This window comes from Sphaerimonospora sp. CA-214678 (assembly GCF_050942215.1).
Lineage (GTDB): Bacteria > Actinomycetota > Actinomycetes > Streptosporangiales > Streptosporangiaceae > Sphaerimonospora.
Genome location: NZ_CP192056.1, coordinates 1,035,176 through 1,051,571, shown reverse-complemented (window position 1 = coordinate 1,051,571; position 16,396 = coordinate 1,035,176). Strand labels below are relative to the sequence as shown.

The window sequence follows — 16,396 nt, the reverse complement described above, 5'->3', positions numbered from 1 at the left end:
GCTGATCACATGCAAATCGGAAACAGACGGGCCATCTCGTTGCGAGTTCTTGACCGACGCGGGGAACTAGGTAAATCATCCTCCAATCCGGTGGCCGATCGATTACAGTCCGTGCACATAGGGGGGACCATGCCGGTTGTCACGTTGTATCGGCGGCTGCAGAGACGGCTGCCCTTGTGGGAGGCCACGCCGCGCGCCGCACTGGTCCGCGCGGACGCGAGCCCCTTGCAGGCCCGGCGCGAGACGCTCGACCTGGTCTGCTCGCTGCTTTCCGAGGCCGGGGTGGGCTTCTTCTGCGTCCGGCCGGCGCCCGGCCGCCCCCCGGTCGTCGCCGTCGAGGTCGGCGAGCGCGCCCGTGCGCTCGCCGCGCTCGCCCACTGCGGCGCCATTCCACTGCTCGCGGCGCCGCAGCCGTACGGCAGGCAGGGCTCGCGGGCGGGCGGCGAGCAGCTGCGCCCCATCCGGCGCGCGGCCGCCACCCTGCAGGACGCGTCGATCGTACGGCTGGCGATGCACTTCACCAGTCCGTCGCGCACGCTGAGGCTCGGCGCCGAGCAGGGCTGCGACCTGGAGTTCTGGTCACGTGAGGGCGACGCGCTGGTGGCGCCGCGGCCGAACGGCGCCTGTGACGTCGTCCCGGCGGACGGCGAGATCGTGGAGGGCGGCGAGGAGTTGTTCAACACGCTCGTGTCGGCGGCCCGGCGCGAGCGCGTCTATCCGACCCGTCCCGAGTTCACCCGGCGCCTGGTCGACGACATCGACTTCCCGATCGACGCCGTCTACACCTGGGTCGACGGCGCGGACCCGGCCTGGCGCGCCCGCCGCGACCAGACGCTCGGCGGAATGCGGGCGGTCTGCGACGGGCTCAGCGAGATGGCCACGACCGAGGCGCGGTTCACCAGCCGGGACGAGCTGCGCTACTCGCTGCGCTCCCTGTGGATGTACGCCCCCTGGATCAACCGGGTGTGGATCGTGACCGACGGGCAGACGCCCACCTGGCTGGACGGCTCGCACCCGATGGTGACCGTGGTCGACCACAAGGAGATCTTCACCGATCCGTCGGTGCTGCCGGTGTTCAACTCCCACGCGATCGAGACGCAGCTCCATCACATCGAGGGGCTGTCGGAGCACTTCCTCTACCTGAACGACGACTTCTTCCTCGGCAGGCCGCTGTCGCCGCGGATGTTCTTCGAGGCGAACGGGGTGACCCGTTTCTTCCCCAGTTCCGTCCACGTCCCGTTCGGCGCACCCGAGCACGAGGAGTCGCCGGTCCACGCGGCGGGCATGAACAACCGCCGCGTCCTGGAGGACCTGTCCGGCCGGACACTGGCCCAGAAGCTCAAGCATGTGCCGTACGCGCTGCGCAGGTCGCTCATGTACGAACTGGAGGAGCGGTTCGCCGCGGACTTCGAGGCGACGGCGCGCAGCACGTTCCGCACGACCTCCGACATCTCGGCGGTCTCCTCGCTGGCGCACTACTACGCCTACCTCAACGGGCGGGCGGTGCCCGGAACGGTGGACTACACGTATGTCGACCTGGCGGTGCCCAAGACGCCGGCCAAGCTTCGCCGGATGCTGGCACGCCGCAGGCACGACGTGTTCTGCCTCAACGACACCGCCCCGACCACGGGCGAGCAGGACGCCCTGCTGGCCGATTTCCTGGAGGCCTACTTCCCCACCGCGGCGCCCTTCGAGCTGTCCGGCCACTCCTGACCGGCGCCCCGGCCGGCGTCCCGGCCGGGGGTTCCGTCATAGCGGGCGACGAACATGCCGCGGAAGGTCCATCGGCCGGCCGGGACGAACGACCGGTGCAGCAGGTCGAACCGTCTGCTCGAAAGCGCGGCCTTCCCGGTGTGGCCCACCACCCAGACGGTGCGCAGCCCGGCGAGGCGGGCGGCGAGCACCCGGCGGCCGACCTCCCGGCCGCGGAAGCTGCCGTCGCGCTCGGGAGAGCGGGCCAGCGCCACGTCGTCGAGGCGTTCGAAGATCCCCGGATACACCACAGCGAACTTCCTGACCTTGGCGGGGGCGAACAGCACCCCGTCACCCGGCCGGGCGGCCGACGCGAGCAGCGCCATCGCCGGGCGCGGGTCGTCCTGCCGGCCGTCGGGGCCCCGGACGGCGAGGTGACCGGGGAGCGACAGGCCGAGCCAGACCACCGCCGGCACGGCGACCGCTGCCCGCCGGAGCGGCGCGGCCGGCAGCACGGCATGCGAAGCGGCGAGCAGCGCCGCCAGCCCCGCCCCGGCCAGCAGCGCGGCGGCGGGAAGGCAGCAGAGCACATAGCGGAACACATAGACGGGCCGGAACGTCCACGAGACGATCAGCAGCACCAGCGGCGGCACGAGCAGCCACGGCAGCGTCAACGCGAGGAGATCACGCCGGTCGCCGCCGCGCCGCAGGCAGTGCACACCACCGAGCATGGCGAGCGCCCAGGTCAGCGGGGCGATCCCGAGCCAGGCCGGACGCGCGGCGCCGACGTCGCCGAAGAGCCGTACGGCGAGCAGGCCCGCCTCGGCGAGACCCGGCCGGGGAATCCAGCCGATCTGGGCGGTCTGTCGCGACGCCGACCAGGCCAGCGGCCCCACCACGGCCAGAGCCCCCGCCGTCGCCGCGCACCACCGCAGCACCGGCCCCTTCGACAGCGCCACGTATCCGCCGTGCGCCCCCGCCACCAGGAACGCGAACAGGTTGACGTAGCCCAGCCCGGCCAGCGCGATGCCGTACGACACGAAGGCACCGGCGGACGGCCCGCGTACCGCGCGCAGCAGCAACAGGGTCACGCCGATGGTCGCGGCCATGGCCATCGGGTACGGCCTGGCCTCCTGGACGTAGCGGGAGAAGATCGGCATCGTGGACATCATCACGCCGCCGTACAGACCGGCGCGTGGATGGCCGAGCGCCCGCCCGAGGGCGCCGACACCGGCCGCGGCCAGCACCCCGGCGGCGACCGAGGGCAGCCGCTGCACCGTCCCGCCGGCGCCGAACAACGTGACGACGACGTGCATGAATCCGTAGTAGAGGCCGTGGACCGCGTCGACCGTCCGGAGCAGGTGGAGCAGCTGATGCGGCGTCCGGACGGCAGCGCTCAGCGTCGCGGCCTCGTCGCGCCAGATCGGGGGCGATCCCAGGCCCCACAGGCCCGCGACGAGCGCGAGCGCGGCCGGGAGCACGATCTCGTACGGCCACCCGCTCCGCCGCCTCACGACAGCATGCGCGCCACCACCCGCGCGGAGGCGTGTCCGTCATCCCATGGGCAGAACTTTTCGCTGAACTCCTGATATCTGGCCTTGTACGACGTGAAATCGTCGTATATCAGGATCTGGAGGAGATCGTCGGCTGTCCTGGCCAGGGGGCCGGGCGCCTCGGCCTCGAAATCGAAGTAGAAACCTCGCACCTCGTCCCGATAGCGTTCCAGGTCCGGGGTGAGGAAGGCCATCGGCCTGCCCGTGCAGGCGAAATCGAACATCGCCGACGAGTAGTCGGTCACCAGCACGTCGGCCGCGGCCAGCAGATCCGCCATGTCAGGAAATCTCGACACATCGAGGGCATCGTCGGGAAGCGTGACACGGTCGGCCACCAGGTAGTGCGCCCGGACCAGCAGCATGTCGGCCGCGCCCAGCCCCCCGGTCAGCGGCCCGGCCACGTCGCCCAGGTCGAATCGCCCGTTTGCCCGGGGCGCCTCGGCGGCGCCGCGCAGCTCGTCGTCCCGCCAGGTCGGCGCGTAGAGGATCACCCGCCGGTCCTCGGGGACGCCCAGGCGCTCCCTGGCCCACCGTCGGCACTCGGGCCGGAGCAGCCGGTCGTTGCGGGGATAGCCGGACTCCAGCATCTCGCCCGGGTAGCCGAAGGCCCGGCGCAGGATCGGCGCCGAGAACGGATTGGGCGCGAGCATCACATCCCATGTCGCGACATAGCGCCCCAAATCCTCCTCGCGCACTCGCTGGGCGTACCGCATGCCGGCGAGGTCGCGGCCCAGCCGCTTGAGCGGGGTGCCGTGCCAGGTCTGCACGAACATCTGGCCGGGCCGCTTGACGTACCAGCCGGGTTGGGTACGCCGGTTGGCCACGACGAACCGGCAGGTGTGCAGGGCCTCCTCGTGCTCGCGTGAGCCGTACAGGACCGTGCGCACCCCGGCGGGCACGGTGAACTGACCGTCGCGGGTCACCCAGATCAGCTCCAAGTCGGGGCGACGCCGCGCCAGCTCCTCGGAGATCGCACGGGGATTGCACGAGTACTGCCCGCCGCCGTAGCTGTCGAACAGGGCAGCGTCGACGAGCCGGGTGGCGCGCCGCCGGGCCGCCTCCCGGCGTCTGCGCGTGGCGTACGGCCCGCGTTCGTGCGGGCCGAGGCCGGACCGTACGGCGAGGCGGAGCTCGGCGGACCGGTCGGTACGCAGCGAGATCTCGTGGACACCGGTCAGGTGCGGCTCCGGCAGGTCGGCGACCAGGGCGCGATCCAGCCGCACCGGCTCCCCGCCGGTCAGCACCCGCCAGTTACCGCTGCGCAGCGGCAGGCCGGGCACGAGACCACCGCGCTCGGGCAGCCCCCGCGCGGTCTCGCCTATGATCGCCGTCCAGCGGCCGCACTCGCGGTGGACCGGCCACGTGTGCCGCTCGCGTCCGCGCACCAACGTGATCACGTCGCCCTCGCCATGAGCGTCGCCGTCGCCGGTCCCGGCCAGCACCAGTTCGTGGGCGTCGGTCCACTGGACCTCGGTGACCGTGTCTCCCCTCGGGACGTCGGCGTCCCCGGCGAGGTCAGCGGGACCGGTGCGGTGCAGCACGAGGCCGCGGTCCCGGGTCAGCGCCACGGTGAAACCGTCCGCTTCGAAGATCCGCTCCCCCGCCCGCCGCCCGCCGGTCGTCCGGCCCGCCCGCGTCACTCCGCGAGCCGTGACCCGGGCGCGCAGCGTCCAGCGTCCCGTACGGCCACCGGCGAGCAAGGCCGCAGAAGCGGGCAGATCGATCTCGGCGCGGAAGCCGGAGGCGTCGTGGCTCACGGCCGACTGCCGTGAGCCGGCGGTCACGTCCGGCCTGGAGACCCGCCGGATCGGCAGCTCGATGCGGTTGTTTCCGCGCTGGAGCCACACCTCGACGCGGCTGCGGCGGCTGTCCAGATGGGTGATGTAGGCGTGGCCCGCGACGACGAGCCTGCCGTCGCGGTGCCGTACGTCGTCGACGCACGCGCGCAGTTCGAAGTCGTTGCGCGCGTCGAAGAGATCGGCGGGGATTCCGCCGTCCCCGAGGAGGGGGTAGTCGAGGCACCAGCGCCGCCGCAGCAGCAGCCCGCGCCGGACCACGCCGCGATCGGCGATGTCCGACTCGGCGAACCGCAGCACCCGCGACAGCTCGTCCCACATGCCGTGCGCCGCCAGATAGAGCTGGAGCCGCCCGAGTGACGGCAGTCCGCCCACGACCTCGGGATCCAGACGGGCCAGGGCCGGCGCGAGGCCGGCGAGCCGCTCAGGCCCGGCCTCGGCGTGCTCATGCAGGGCCCGGAGACAGGCCGCGACGTGCTCCTCGGCATCCCCGGAGGAGCCGATGACGGAGCGTCTGGGCGGAAAGGTCATGGGTAACAGGATGTCCACGGAGGGTCACCTGACGCCGTCGACTCGGCTGACCCCATTGCCGTCACTTGGTCGATCCTTGACCCCGGCCGGCCCGCGCGTCACGGGACGTGTGCTCCGTAGCACGCCCCCCATGTGACAATGGGTGGCAAATTCGTAATTCTGGGCGATAACGTGTGGATATAAAAGCCGCAGCGTCTCTTGTTGGCGTACCAAGGCCTTGGCATAGTACTCGGGTCACACGGTCATCAGCCATGACGGCGCTTCTGAGAGCCGTCGGCTCGGCTGGCAAGATGCGCTCAGCAAGCGCGGAAACTGGACGGCTGCTATGAGTTCCCCCCGGCCGATCCGCACAAGGATTCTCAGGATCATCGTCCCCCCGCTGGTCGCGCTGCTCGCGCTCTGGGCGGTGATCGCGGCCTCCTCGGCCGGAGAGATCCTCGGACTGTTCAGGACCGGCGACGAGTGGCAGGCCGTCGGTGTGCCCACACGGAACCTGGTCGTACAACTCCAGGAGGAACGCCAGCTCGCCGTCGAATCCGCAGTGGGCGCCGGTGGCGGCGGGCAAGATCAACAGGAACAGCGCAGAGCCACCGACGCCGCGAGGCAGCGGTTGCGAAGCGTGACCGCGTCGCTCGGCCTGGAGGACTCGACCGGAGCGGTCCCGGATGCCGTACGCGACCTGACCCAGGCCTTGGACGAGCTCGACCGGGTGCGCGCAGCGGTGGACTCCGGGAGCATGACGCCGCTGCAGGTGATCGACGCCTACACCCAGATCATCAGGCTGGGCGATCTGCAGACCATCGGCTCGGACGCGCTGACAGACGTGCCCTCGTTCCGGATGATCCGCAGCCTGGCGATGTACCTGTCGGCCGCCGAGCACCTGAGCCGGGAGCACGCCCTGCTCACCATCTCCTTCATCCGCGACAAGATGACCCCGGGGGAGCACACCGCCTTCGTCTCGGCGACCACCAGTCGCCGGATGACGCTGGAGAACGCCGAGCGGGACATGAGCCCCCAGCTGCGCTCACTGAACCTGGCCGTCACCAGGAGCGAGGGCTACACGCGGCTGATCGCGGCGGAGGACGCGGTTCTCGGCTGGAATCTCAGCGGGCGGTCGCCGGTGAACGCCGAAGAGTGGAACGACACCGTCGAGACCGCCCTCATCGCCCATCAACAGCATGGCCTGCAGGAGCTGAACCGGCTCCAGACAGAGGGCGGAAAACTCATCTCGGCGAGCCTGTGGCGGATCGGCCTGGTGCTGGGCACGGCCCTGCTCGTCGTCGCGGTGTCGGCCGTGGTCTCCTACCGTTTCGGCCGATCCCTGATCAGTGAGCTGCGCCGTCTCCAGGCGAGAGCCACGGAGATGGCCGAGGTCGACCTGCCCCGGCTCGTCGAACGACTGCGCAGGGGCGAGGACGTGGACCCGCGGGCCGAGGCCCCGATTCACGGGCCCCGGAATCAGGAAACAGGCGCTCAGGAGGCCGTCGCTCACGAGACCACGGAGACGCTCGAGGTCGACCGGGTCGCCGCCGCTTTCGCCGCCGTGCGACGTACCGCGGTCGAGGCCGCTGTCGGGCAGGCCGAGCTGCGCAGGGGCGTCGGCCTGGTCTTCCTCAACCTCGCCCGGCGGAGCCAGGTGCTGCTCCACCGGCAGCTCACCCTGCTGGACGCGATGGAGCGACGCGTCGAAGAACCGGACACGTTGGAGGACCTGTTCCGCCTGGATCACCTGACCACCCGCATGCGCAGGCACGCGGAAAACCTCATCATCCTCTCCGACGCGGTGCCAGGCAGACGATGGAGTGAGCCGGTACCGGTCCTCGACGTGGCCCGCAGCGCCGTGCTCGAAGTCGAGGAGTACACCCGGGTCAGCGTCATCGGCTCTCCACGCGCCCCGCTGCTGCTCGGCGCCGCCGTCACCGACGTCATCCACCTGGTGGCCGAGCTGGTCGAGAACGCCACCGTCTTCTCCCCGCCCAACACGTCGGTGCTGGTCCGGGGCATGGAGGCCGCCAACGGGTTCGCGCTGGAAATCGAGGACCGAGGGCTCGGCCTGAGCCAGAACAGCCTCGAGGAGATCAATGCGAGGCTCGCGGAACCGCCCGAGTTCGATCTTGCCGACAGTGATCGGCTCGGCCTGTTCGTGGTCGCCAGACTCGCCGCCCGGCACGGAATCAAGGTCGTGTTGCGGCCTTCTCCCTACGCCGGCACCACGGCGATCGTGATGCTGCCGCCGAGCGTGCTCGTCGCGCCGGAGGAGGCCGCCGAGCAGGCCACGGTCGTCGGAGCGATCCGCGAGGAGGCGGCGGCCATGGCCCGCGCCCCGCTTCCGGCCCTGAACCCGGTGTCGCCGGACGCGGCCGCCGGTCCGCGCACCGAAGACCCGGCCCGGCGGCGAGGCGGCTTCCTTCCCGCGACCCCGTCCGTACCGGCGACCGGTCCGGAGAGCCGGCCGAGATCGGTGCCGCCGCACCTTCCGGGGGACGCTCCCCGGCAGCCGTCCGCACCGGCCGACCCCACCTGGCGCGAGCACGCTCCCACCACGCCCGGTGCCGGTGCGGCCGCCGACCATCGCGGAGAGCCCTCCGGCCTCGGCGCGGCGGACGACGATCTCGACGGCCTGCCGAGACGGGTGCGGCAGGCCAGCCTGGCCCCCCAGTTGCGGCGCAAAGAGCCGCAGGAGCCGCAGGAAACGTCGACCCGGAGCCCGGAGGAGCTGCTCGAACTCATGACGTCCATGCAGGAGGGCTGGAAGCGAGGACGCGACGAGGTCGCACGACGTATGGACATGTGGAACGGAAAGGAGAGCCAGGAATATGGCGGACCCGGGGTTTGAACTGAGCTGGCTGCTGGATGACCTGACCAGGCGGGTTCCCGGCATTTTGCACGCCATCGTGCTGTCGTCCGACGGACTGGCGATGGGCGGTTCACATGGGTTGAGCAGGGAGGACACCGAGCATCTCGCCGCGATCGCGGCTGGAAGCCACAGCCTCGCCCTGGGGACCGGCCGCCACTTCGGAATGGGCGGCGTACGGCAGAGCATCATCGAGCTGGAGCGGGGATTCCTCTTCATCACCTCGGCGGGCCACGGAGCCAGGCTCGCCGTGCTGACCGGCCCCGACAGCGAGGTCGGCAAGGTCACCTACGAGATGGCACTGCTGGTCAAGCGGGTCGGTGAGCATCTCGTCGCGAATCCGAGGGGGGCGACCCCGGCACCCACCTGGAACGGATCCGGACAGTGACGGCGCACGATCCGGGACCACTGGTACGGCTTTACGGATTGACCGGGGGCCGGGCACGCGCCGACGGCGAGACTTTCGACGTCGCCGACATCGTCACGGCCGTCAACGTGCCGGCCGAACCGATGGGCCTGCAGCCCGAGCACATGGCGGTCCTCTCGGTGTGCCGACGCCCCGTCCCGGTGGCGGACGTCGCGGCGCACCTGAACCTGCCGCTCAGCGTCACCCGGGTGCTCCTCGGCGACCTGCGGCGTGAGGGATTCGTGGTGATCGATCGGCTGCGTCCGGCCGCCCAGGCCATAGACGAACGGATCTACAGGGAAGTGCTCGATGGTATTCGCAGGCTCTGAGCCGGAGGCGGGAGTAGCCGCGCCTGCCCTGGCCATCAAAATCCTCGTGGCCGGCGGCTTCGGGGTCGGCAAGACCACGATGGTGGGCACGGTCAGCGAGATCCGTCCCCTGCACACCGAGGAGCTCCTGAGCGACCGCGGCACCGGCGTGGACGACCTGTCGGGCGTGGAGACGAAGATCACCACTACCGTCGCGCTGGACTTCGGCCGGATCACCATCCGCGAAGGGTTGTGGCTCTACCTGTTCGGCACTCCCGGCCAGGAGCGGTTCTGGTTCATGTGGGACGAACTGGCGCTGGGGGCCCTGGGTGCCGTCGTGCTGGCCGACACCCGGCGGCTGCAGGACTGCTTCCCCGCCGTCGACTACTTCGAACAGCGCGGTCTCCCCTTCGTCGTCGCGGTCAACTGCTTCGACGGGGCACGGCGGCACGACCCGGTCAAGGTTCGCAAGGCCCTGGGTCTGGACACGACGTCGCCGATCCTGCTGTGCGACGTGCGGGAGCTGGAGTCGGTCAAGCACGTGCTGACCACGCTGGTCACCCACGCCGTGGGCGGCGCCTTCCAGGAGGCCGGCTCCGCCTCCTCCCACGGCAGGTGATCGCGTAGGCGTCCCTCTCCGCCTCGGCCGGTGGCGGCGGACTCAGTACTGGCGGGTGGAGAGGACCTCCTCGGCCTGCTCCCGGGTGAATGTGGTCTCCTCGGTGACCACTCGGGCCGGCACCCGCTCGCCCCTGACGATCCGCTGCGCCAGATCCATGAGTTGGGGGCCGAGCAGCGGGCTGCACTCCACGATGAAGTTGATCTTTCCGTCGGCCAGGGCCTGCATGCCGTCCCTGATCGCGTCCACGGTAACGATCTTGATGTCCTTGCCGGGCACCTTGCCCGCGTTCTCGATCGCCTCGATCGCGCCGATTCCCATGTCGTCGTTGTGCGCGAACAGTACGTCGATGTCCCGATGGTCCCTCAGGATCGCCTCCATGACCTCCTTCCCCTCCGCGCGGGTGAAGTTGGCGGTCCGCGATTCTACGATCTTGAACTTGGCGTCGGCGGAGATGATCTCCTGAAAGCCCGCCTTGCGGTCGGTGGCCGGGGCCGAGCCGATCGTGCCCTGCAGTTCGACGATGTTCACGGGGCCGCCGCTCCCCGCGAACTCCTCCGCCAGCCACCGGCCGGCCTTCCTGCCTTCCTCGACGAAGTCGGAACCCAGGAAGGTCCTGTACAGCGTCTTGTCGGCGGAATCGATGGCACGATCAGTGAGAATGACCGGGATGTTCGCGTCCCGTGCCTCCTTGAGCACCTCGTCCCAGCCGGACTCGATCACCGGCGAGAACGCGATGACGTCGACCTTCTGCTCGATGAACGAGCGCATCGCCTCGATCTGGGTCTCCTGCTTCTGATCGCCCTCGGCGAAGTGCAGCTCGACCCCCCAGTTCTGCGCCGAATCGTGGATCGACTGGGTGTTCGCGGTGCGCCAGTCGCTCTCGGCGCCTACTTGGGAGAAGCCCAGGGTGATCGCGTTCTCGTCCGATACGGAGCCACCGCCGCAGGCGGCCAGGGTGAGGGCGGTGGCACCGACCGCGATCAGAGCCGAGATCCTCTTGAACACGGGGGGTCCTTTCTGGTTCTCCGTCGACGACCGGCGGACCGTGGGAAAACCACAGGTCGTCGCTGCCGACAGAGGCGGTACCCGCCCCGGCGAACGCCGGAGGAGTGCGCACCTGCACCGCGACACGCCGCGCGGCTCGATTCATCGGAGCAGTGCCTCGACACCGTGCTCGCCGACGGCATCGAACCCCTGTCGCGCAATGGCCAGGAGAATAGCGCCCGCTTCCGGATCAGACCAGGGGTCCCGGCATGGCGGACCCGCTTCCTTCGCCGTGCGCCCTATGGTCAGCCGAGGAGGAGGTCGACCACGCGGCGGGACGCGGCGCCGTCGGCCAGCGGGCGGAACCTCGCCACGAACGCCTCCAGCGCGCTCGCGTACTTCTCGGCGATCTCGTCGACCTCGCGGATCGCCTCGATCACCTCGTCCGGGGTGCGCAGGACGGGGCCGGGCACCTCCGGGCGCAGATCCTCGATGCCGTTGCCGCTCGCGTCCGCCTCGACGTGGAACAGCATCGGCCGGCCCGTCACGGCGAAGTCGAACATCGCCCCGGCATGACCGGTCACCAGGAGGTCGGCGGCCAGATAGAGCTCGTACGGATCGGGGTGGGTCGAGACGCACAGGTCCAGCAGCAGGTGGCCGTCGCCCAGCGCGGCCCGGACGCGCTCCAGGTCGAGCGGCGCGCCGCCCCGGTCCCCCCGTCCGTCCCGGTGATCGGGGCCGCTCCGATCCGGGGGGACGTACAGAATGAGCCGGGTGCCATCGGGCGTGCCCAATCGCCCGAAAAGTCGCCGCCTGGCCAGTTGCCTGGCCAGCTCTCTGGCGAACCGCTTCGCCTCAGCCACCGCCGCCGCTCCCGAGTCAGCGCCGGCCGTCCCCTCGGCGTCGGTCAGGGGATCGGCGCCGAGCAGGACGTCGGGGCCGACCAGGACGTCGTCGCAGGGCAGGCCCGTCTCCAGCACCTGACCGGCGAAACCGGTGAAGCCGAAGGTCTCCCGCAGTCGTGGTGTCCACCAGGGACCCGGCGAGAGCACGTGGGTCCACTGCCCGGCGCCGTGCACCGGCCGGCGGCCCTCCTCCGGCGCGGCCAGGGCGGTGGGCGGACCATGCCAGGTCTGCACGACCGTCTGATCCGTCCGCCGCTCGAACCAGCGCGGCAGGTCGTGGTCGGTGACGACATAGCGGCAGCGGGCGAGCGCCTCGTAGTGCTCCCGCCCGCGCGACCGCACCGGCTCGACCGAGTCGGGCAGCGCCACCTGGCCGTCGCGCACCTCGCACAGGAACGACAGCTCCGCCCCGCGCCGCCGCAGCTCCTCGTAGATCGCCCTGGGGCTGCCGGCGAACCGCCTCCCCCCGTGGCCGCTGAACAGCACGGCCGGCCGCAGCGGTTTGGCGCGCATCGCCGGATACGCCTTCGTGCGCAGCTCGCGCTGGGCCGTCTTGCCGCGCTCGTTCGCCGACAGGTCGCTGCCCACGGTCAGCACGGCATGACCGTCGCCGTCGGCGGCCAGCTCGAACGTACGGCGGGCCGTCTCGTGCACCAGGGGTTCGTCGGCGTCGAGCTCGATCGGCAGGTCACGCGAGACTCCGCCGGCGCCCGCCCCGTCACGGACCCGGATCGCCAGGCCGTACCTGCCACGCGGCAGGGGCAGCCGACCGGCCGCCGAGTCGACCTCCTCGGGGACCAGCCGCGCCCGGAACCGGCTGCCCGCGCCTTCGATCCGCGCGAGCCGTACGTCGTCCTGATCGAGCGAGCGCACCACCAGCGCCGCCGGGCCGCACGGCACGGCGAACCCGCCCTCGACGAGCAGCTCACCGCCGGGCAGCCACTCGCTGAGGTCGGCGAAAGCGGCGACGGGCTGATCCCGGAGGATCAGGCGGCCCGATGGGTCGGGCAGCACGACGATCTCCCGCCCCGCCGTGCCGTACCGGCCGATCGAAAGATCGTCGGCGGCGGTGACCGGTGTGACGACCCCGTCAGCCGTCAGCACCTCGACGCGCCACACGGCGGGCTCCTCGCCCGGCGTCCCGGCGCCCGGACGGGCGTTCCCCACGCCGCCCGCGTTCCCGAGGCCGCCCGCGTTCCCGAGGCCGCCCGCGTTCCCGAGGCGACCACGGCCGATGACGTCGCGCAGGTCCACCTCGGTCTCGAAGGTGCACCCGTCGACCTCGACCGGGCAGGAGAGCGGAACACCGCCCGGCTGCCGCGTGACCAGGAGCGAGGGTGCCGGGCCGAGCCCGCGTACGGCGCGGCCGACCAGGCGGAGCCTGCCGTCCCGCACGCTCTGGGTGACGATCCTGGCGACCTCACGTTCGGTGCGCAGCGCGAGGTCCCCGGTCTCGGTGAGCAGCGGCGCCACGTAGAGATCGGGGCCCACGTTCCGCTGCCCGACCCGGTCCACCCAGACGGCACGAGAGTCGGCCAGCCGCACGCGCCGCAGCGGCAGGCCCCGGTGGATCACGCGTAGCTCGACGTGCCACAGCCCGGGACGGCGGCCCGGCGCCCCCGGGTCGATCACCAGCCGGAAACCGCCCCAGTCGCGCCGAGAGCCGGATTTGGCCGAGACGCGGGTACGGACGACCGTGACCGGAACCCTGATCCGCCGCCCGGTCCGCTCGTGCACGAGTGACGCGAAGATCTGCTGGTGATAGCGCCTGACCGGCCGGGGGCAGTCGGGAGCCGCCCGGCCCTCGACGACCAGCCTGCCGTCCTGCCACCTGACCGCGTCGACGCGGGTGCGCGGGACGAGTTCGTCGCGCACCCGCGACACCGCCGCGGGCACCTTCGGCTCGCGTTCACGCAGAAGCGGGATGTCGAGGTGGTACGTCCACATGCGGCGGGTGAACCGCTCGTCCGGCGGCACCCGCCGGTCCCATGCCAGGACGTCGAGCAGGTCGGCCAGCCGCCGCTGCCTGATCAGGTGCCACTGCAGCCGGCGCAGCGCGGGCAGCCCGTCGAGCACCGGCGCGGCCACGTCGTCGAGGTAGTGGTTGGCGAGTTCGAGGAACCGGTCGTGGAAGGCCCCGCCGGCCTGGTCGAGCACGTCCACGAAGTTCGTCAGGTCGGTCTCGAGCACCGTCTGATCCCAGGCGTCGATCTGCGCCCGCATGCCATGCTCGCCCAGGAACGTACGGACCGTGCGCACCGCGGCGAACCGGTCCTCCAGATGGTCGATCCTGGTCTTGTCCTGGGTGATCGACCGGCTCCCGCCGTCGCGCACCCGCCACAGATAGACGGGCGCCGGCATCACGTCGACGCTTTTCGCGAGGAAGTGGCCACGCAGCGCCACCGCGATGTCCTCGTACAGCACGCCCTCGGGAAAGCCGAACCCGCCCGCCTCCCAGAACGTCCTTCGCCACAGCTTGTTCGTCACCAGCCGGTCGCGCAGCAGCGCGTTCTCCCTGGTGACGTGCGTGGCCGTGGCCGGTCGGGCGAACACGGCCCGGTGCAGCGCCGACGGCCGGGCCCGCCGCCCGTCGAAGCGCAGCACGTTGCCCGTGGCCAGGTCGGAGCCGGTGTGCGACAGGGCGGCGAGCAGGTATTCGAGCGCGTGGACCGGCAGCAGGTCGTCGCTGTCGAGGAACGTGAGGAACTCGCCGGTGGCGTGCCGCACGCCCGTGTTGCGAGCCGCCCCCAGCCCGGCGTTCTCCTGGCTGATTAGCCGGAACCGCGGATCGCGCTCGGCGAAGGCGGCGGCGATCAGCGCACTGGAGTCACGCGACCCGTCGTCGACCATGACGGCCTCGAGGTCCCGCCAGGTCTGGGCGGCCACCGACTCCAGGCAGGCGGCGAGGTAGGGCTCCACCTCGTAGATCGGGATGATGACGCTGAGACGAGGCACAGACGGGTCCTTCCAACTCGGCGGAACTTCCGCGGCGACCGTTACGGGCTATCTCGCCCCACTCACCCCGGGCTGACCATGGCGCGCAGCCGGCGCAGCAGCAGTCGTGCCGTACGGCTCAGCCTGGCGACCCCGCACATCCCGGCGATCCTGCGCAGCCTGGCGGCCGGCGGTCGCCTCCCGGGCCGCCGCCGCACCTTGCGCGGCGTCCGTCCCGCCGTGGCCGCGGCCTCGGCCCTGACGAGACCCCAGGTGTCTCCGGCGACCCAGACCGTGCCGAACATCTCGTGCACGAGATCGTCCAGGTCGGTGTGATCGCCGGCGGCGGACCCGCGCGCGCACCGGCGGGCGCGGTTCAGCGCCGCCGTACGCTCCAGCCGTGCGTGCACGATCTCGGACCGCATGTCCTGCCCGGTGAGTCCCGCAGGCCCGCTCGATCCCGGCGCCCCGCTCGATCCCCGCGGCTCTGGCGGGCCAGCCGGCTCGCGCTCCTCGAGCGCGACGGAGACGACGCCGAGGCAGTGCTTGTCGGCGAACTTGACGAGGGAGCCCAGCGTGCCCCGGGAGGGCGCCCATCCCGGCGGGCAGTGCAGCCGGAAGGGCACGGGCGCGCAGTCTTCCGGCAGGCTCTCGCAGTAGGCGACCCGGGTCTCCCCCTCGTAGCACCCGCGTACGAGCCGCAGATCGAGCCACGGGTCGTCGAGGGGACTGCGGCGGCCGTCGTCGAGCCGTCCCCACGGACCGATGATCTTGACGGCGACGTCGGGCAGCCTGCTGGCGAGCAGGCCGTCGACCGTGGCGCGCACCTCTTCGAACGAGGCGTCCGCCACCCGTACGACGGCCTCGACGTACGGCACGAGGTAACGCCGGTGGGGGTGGTCGCGCAGCCAGCGGAAGGCGGGCACCCGCTCGGCCAGGTAGGGCCAGTTGTGCCGCTTCACGTCCTGCTCGCGCCGCATCACGGTGGAATCGCCGATGTGGCGACCGCGAGCGGCGCGGTCGGCGACGAAGACGGCGCCGGCCTGGGCCAGCCGATATCCCAGCTCGGTGTCCTCGCCGAGCACCAGCGTGCGGTCCATCCCGCCGGCCGCACGCAGCAGCTCGGCCCGGACGGAGAGCGTGGCGCCGACGGTGACGGAGAAGGCGTGCAGGCCCGCCTCCCGCAGGTCCGCGGTCTCGTCCCAGCGCCGCTGCGTCCACTGCGGCATGCCGTCCCCGAAGAGCCGGTCCAGCGTGCCGGCCTCGATCGCCGCCAGCACCTCGCCGGCGGGCACCTGGTCGAGCCCCGGCACGAAACTCAGATGTCCGAGCACGACCAGGTAGTCGGCGAGGTGGTGCCAGCGCATCTGCGCCTCTATGTGCTCGGGGGACGGCACGAGGTCGGCGTCGAGGAAGTGGACGACGTCGCCGCCGGCCGCCTCGGCTCCCGCGGTGCAGGCGCTCGGCTTGCCCCAGACGCCGGAGCCCGGGCGGATCACCCGGGTCAGCGGCGGCACGAGATCGGGCAGGGAGCCCATGGGCTCCTCACCGTCGTCCACGACGACGACCTCGATCAGGTGACCGGGGTAGGTCTGCCGGGCCAGGGCGGCCAGCGTCAACGGCAGCGTACGCTCCGCCCGATAGGCGGGGATCACCACGCTCACCGACAGTTCCGGCGTCCACGCGCCCAGCGCGGGCGGCGCGCCGAGCACACCGTAGTCGTTACGCGGAATCCGCGGCGTGGCGGGAGCCGGAGGAATCTGGGAGATCCACGACATGTGGGGCGTTGGCGTCCATGACATGGTCATTCA

The 16,396-nt window shown here is 71.5% G+C and carries 10 protein-coding genes; 5 read left to right on the top strand and 5 right to left on the bottom strand.

Translation table 11 applies throughout. The features are described 5' to 3' along the window. Positions 1-129 precede the first annotated feature (129 nt). Positions 130-1,713, top strand: coding sequence for a stealth family protein (locus tag ACQP1K_RS04995; protein ID WP_433499685.1), 1,584 nt, complete (start codon positions 130-132; stop codon positions 1,711-1,713). Here the strand turns inward: ACQP1K_RS04995 and ACQP1K_RS04990 are convergent. After that, positions 1,668-3,206 (bottom strand): glycosyltransferase family 39 protein, encoded by a 1,539-nt coding sequence (locus tag ACQP1K_RS04990; RefSeq protein WP_433499684.1) that lies wholly within the window; start codon positions 3,204-3,206, stop codon positions 1,668-1,670. The two genes, ACQP1K_RS04995 and ACQP1K_RS04990, sit on opposite strands and share 46 nt — an antisense overlap. Continuing rightward, entirely contained in the window at positions 3,203-5,572 is a 2,370-nt protein-coding gene (locus tag ACQP1K_RS04985; protein WP_433499683.1) for a CDP-glycerol glycerophosphotransferase family protein, read from the bottom strand. Before ACQP1K_RS04985 ends, ACQP1K_RS04990 begins: the two co-directional genes overlap by 4 nt. A 325-nt stretch (positions 5,573-5,897) precedes the next feature. On the opposite strand from ACQP1K_RS04985, the gene ACQP1K_RS04980 reads away from it, so the two are divergent. From ACQP1K_RS04980 to ACQP1K_RS04965, 4 genes are read left to right on the top strand one after another with little or no spacing between them, the layout of a single operon-like run. Next, complete coding sequence (locus ACQP1K_RS04980; protein WP_433499682.1) at positions 5,898-8,408, top strand: sensor histidine kinase; 2,511 nt, start codon at positions 5,898-5,900, stop codon at positions 8,406-8,408. Then, complete coding sequence (locus ACQP1K_RS04975; protein ID WP_433499681.1) at positions 8,389-8,814, top strand: roadblock/LC7 domain-containing protein; 426 nt, start codon at positions 8,389-8,391, stop codon at positions 8,812-8,814. Before ACQP1K_RS04980 ends, ACQP1K_RS04975 begins: the two co-directional genes overlap by 20 nt. Then, positions 8,811-9,161: a DUF742 domain-containing protein gene (locus tag ACQP1K_RS04970; RefSeq protein WP_433499680.1), complete on the top strand. Its 351-nt coding sequence runs from the start codon at positions 8,811-8,813 to the stop codon at positions 9,159-9,161. The genes ACQP1K_RS04975 and ACQP1K_RS04970 overlap by 4 nt, the downstream gene beginning before the upstream one ends. After that, on the top strand, positions 9,142-9,759 hold the full coding sequence (locus ACQP1K_RS04965) for a GTP-binding protein (RefSeq protein WP_433499679.1): 618 nt from the start codon (positions 9,142-9,144) through the stop codon (positions 9,757-9,759). The genes ACQP1K_RS04970 and ACQP1K_RS04965 overlap by 20 nt, the downstream gene beginning before the upstream one ends. Before the next feature lie 42 nt (positions 9,760-9,801). On the opposite strand, the gene ACQP1K_RS04960 is transcribed toward ACQP1K_RS04965, so the two are convergent. The 3 genes from ACQP1K_RS04960 to ACQP1K_RS04950 form a co-directional block, all read right to left on the bottom strand. Then, the gene (locus ACQP1K_RS04960) at positions 9,802-10,767 is read right to left on the bottom strand and encodes an ABC transporter substrate-binding protein (protein ID WP_433499678.1); all 966 of its coding nucleotides are present in this window, start codon (positions 10,765-10,767) and stop codon (positions 9,802-9,804) included. Between the two features lie 284 nt (positions 10,768-11,051). Next, on the bottom strand, positions 11,052-14,606 hold the full coding sequence (locus ACQP1K_RS04955) for a CDP-glycerol glycerophosphotransferase family protein (RefSeq protein ID WP_433499677.1): 3,555 nt from the start codon (positions 14,604-14,606) through the stop codon (positions 11,052-11,054). A gap of 62 nt (positions 14,607-14,668) precedes the next feature. Continuing rightward, positions 14,669-16,393: a glycosyltransferase gene (locus tag ACQP1K_RS04950; RefSeq protein WP_433499676.1), complete on the bottom strand. Its 1,725-nt coding sequence runs from the start codon at positions 16,391-16,393 to the stop codon at positions 14,669-14,671. Positions 16,394-16,396: the final 3 nt, after the last annotated feature.

Excerpts from the sequence above, each read along its gene's own strand:
- ACQP1K_RS04995 (WP_433499685.1), top strand. The coding sequence starts at position 130 with ATGCCGGTTGTCACGTTGTATCGGCGGCTGCAGAGACGGCTGCCCTTG.
- ACQP1K_RS04985 (WP_433499683.1), bottom strand. The coding sequence starts at position 5,572 with ATGACCTTTCCGCCCAGACGCTCCGTCATCGGCTCCTCCGGGGATGCC.
- ACQP1K_RS04980 (WP_433499682.1), top strand. The coding sequence starts at position 5,898 with ATGAGTTCCCCCCGGCCGATCCGCACAAGGATTCTCAGGATCATCGTC.
- ACQP1K_RS04975 (WP_433499681.1), top strand. The coding sequence starts at position 8,389 with ATGGCGGACCCGGGGTTTGAACTGAGCTGGCTGCTGGATGACCTGACC.
- ACQP1K_RS04965 (WP_433499679.1), top strand. The coding sequence starts at position 9,142 with ATGGTATTCGCAGGCTCTGAGCCGGAGGCGGGAGTAGCCGCGCCTGCC.
- ACQP1K_RS04950 (WP_433499676.1), bottom strand. The coding sequence starts at position 16,393 with ATGACCATGTCATGGACGCCAACGCCCCACATGTCGTGGATCTCCCAG.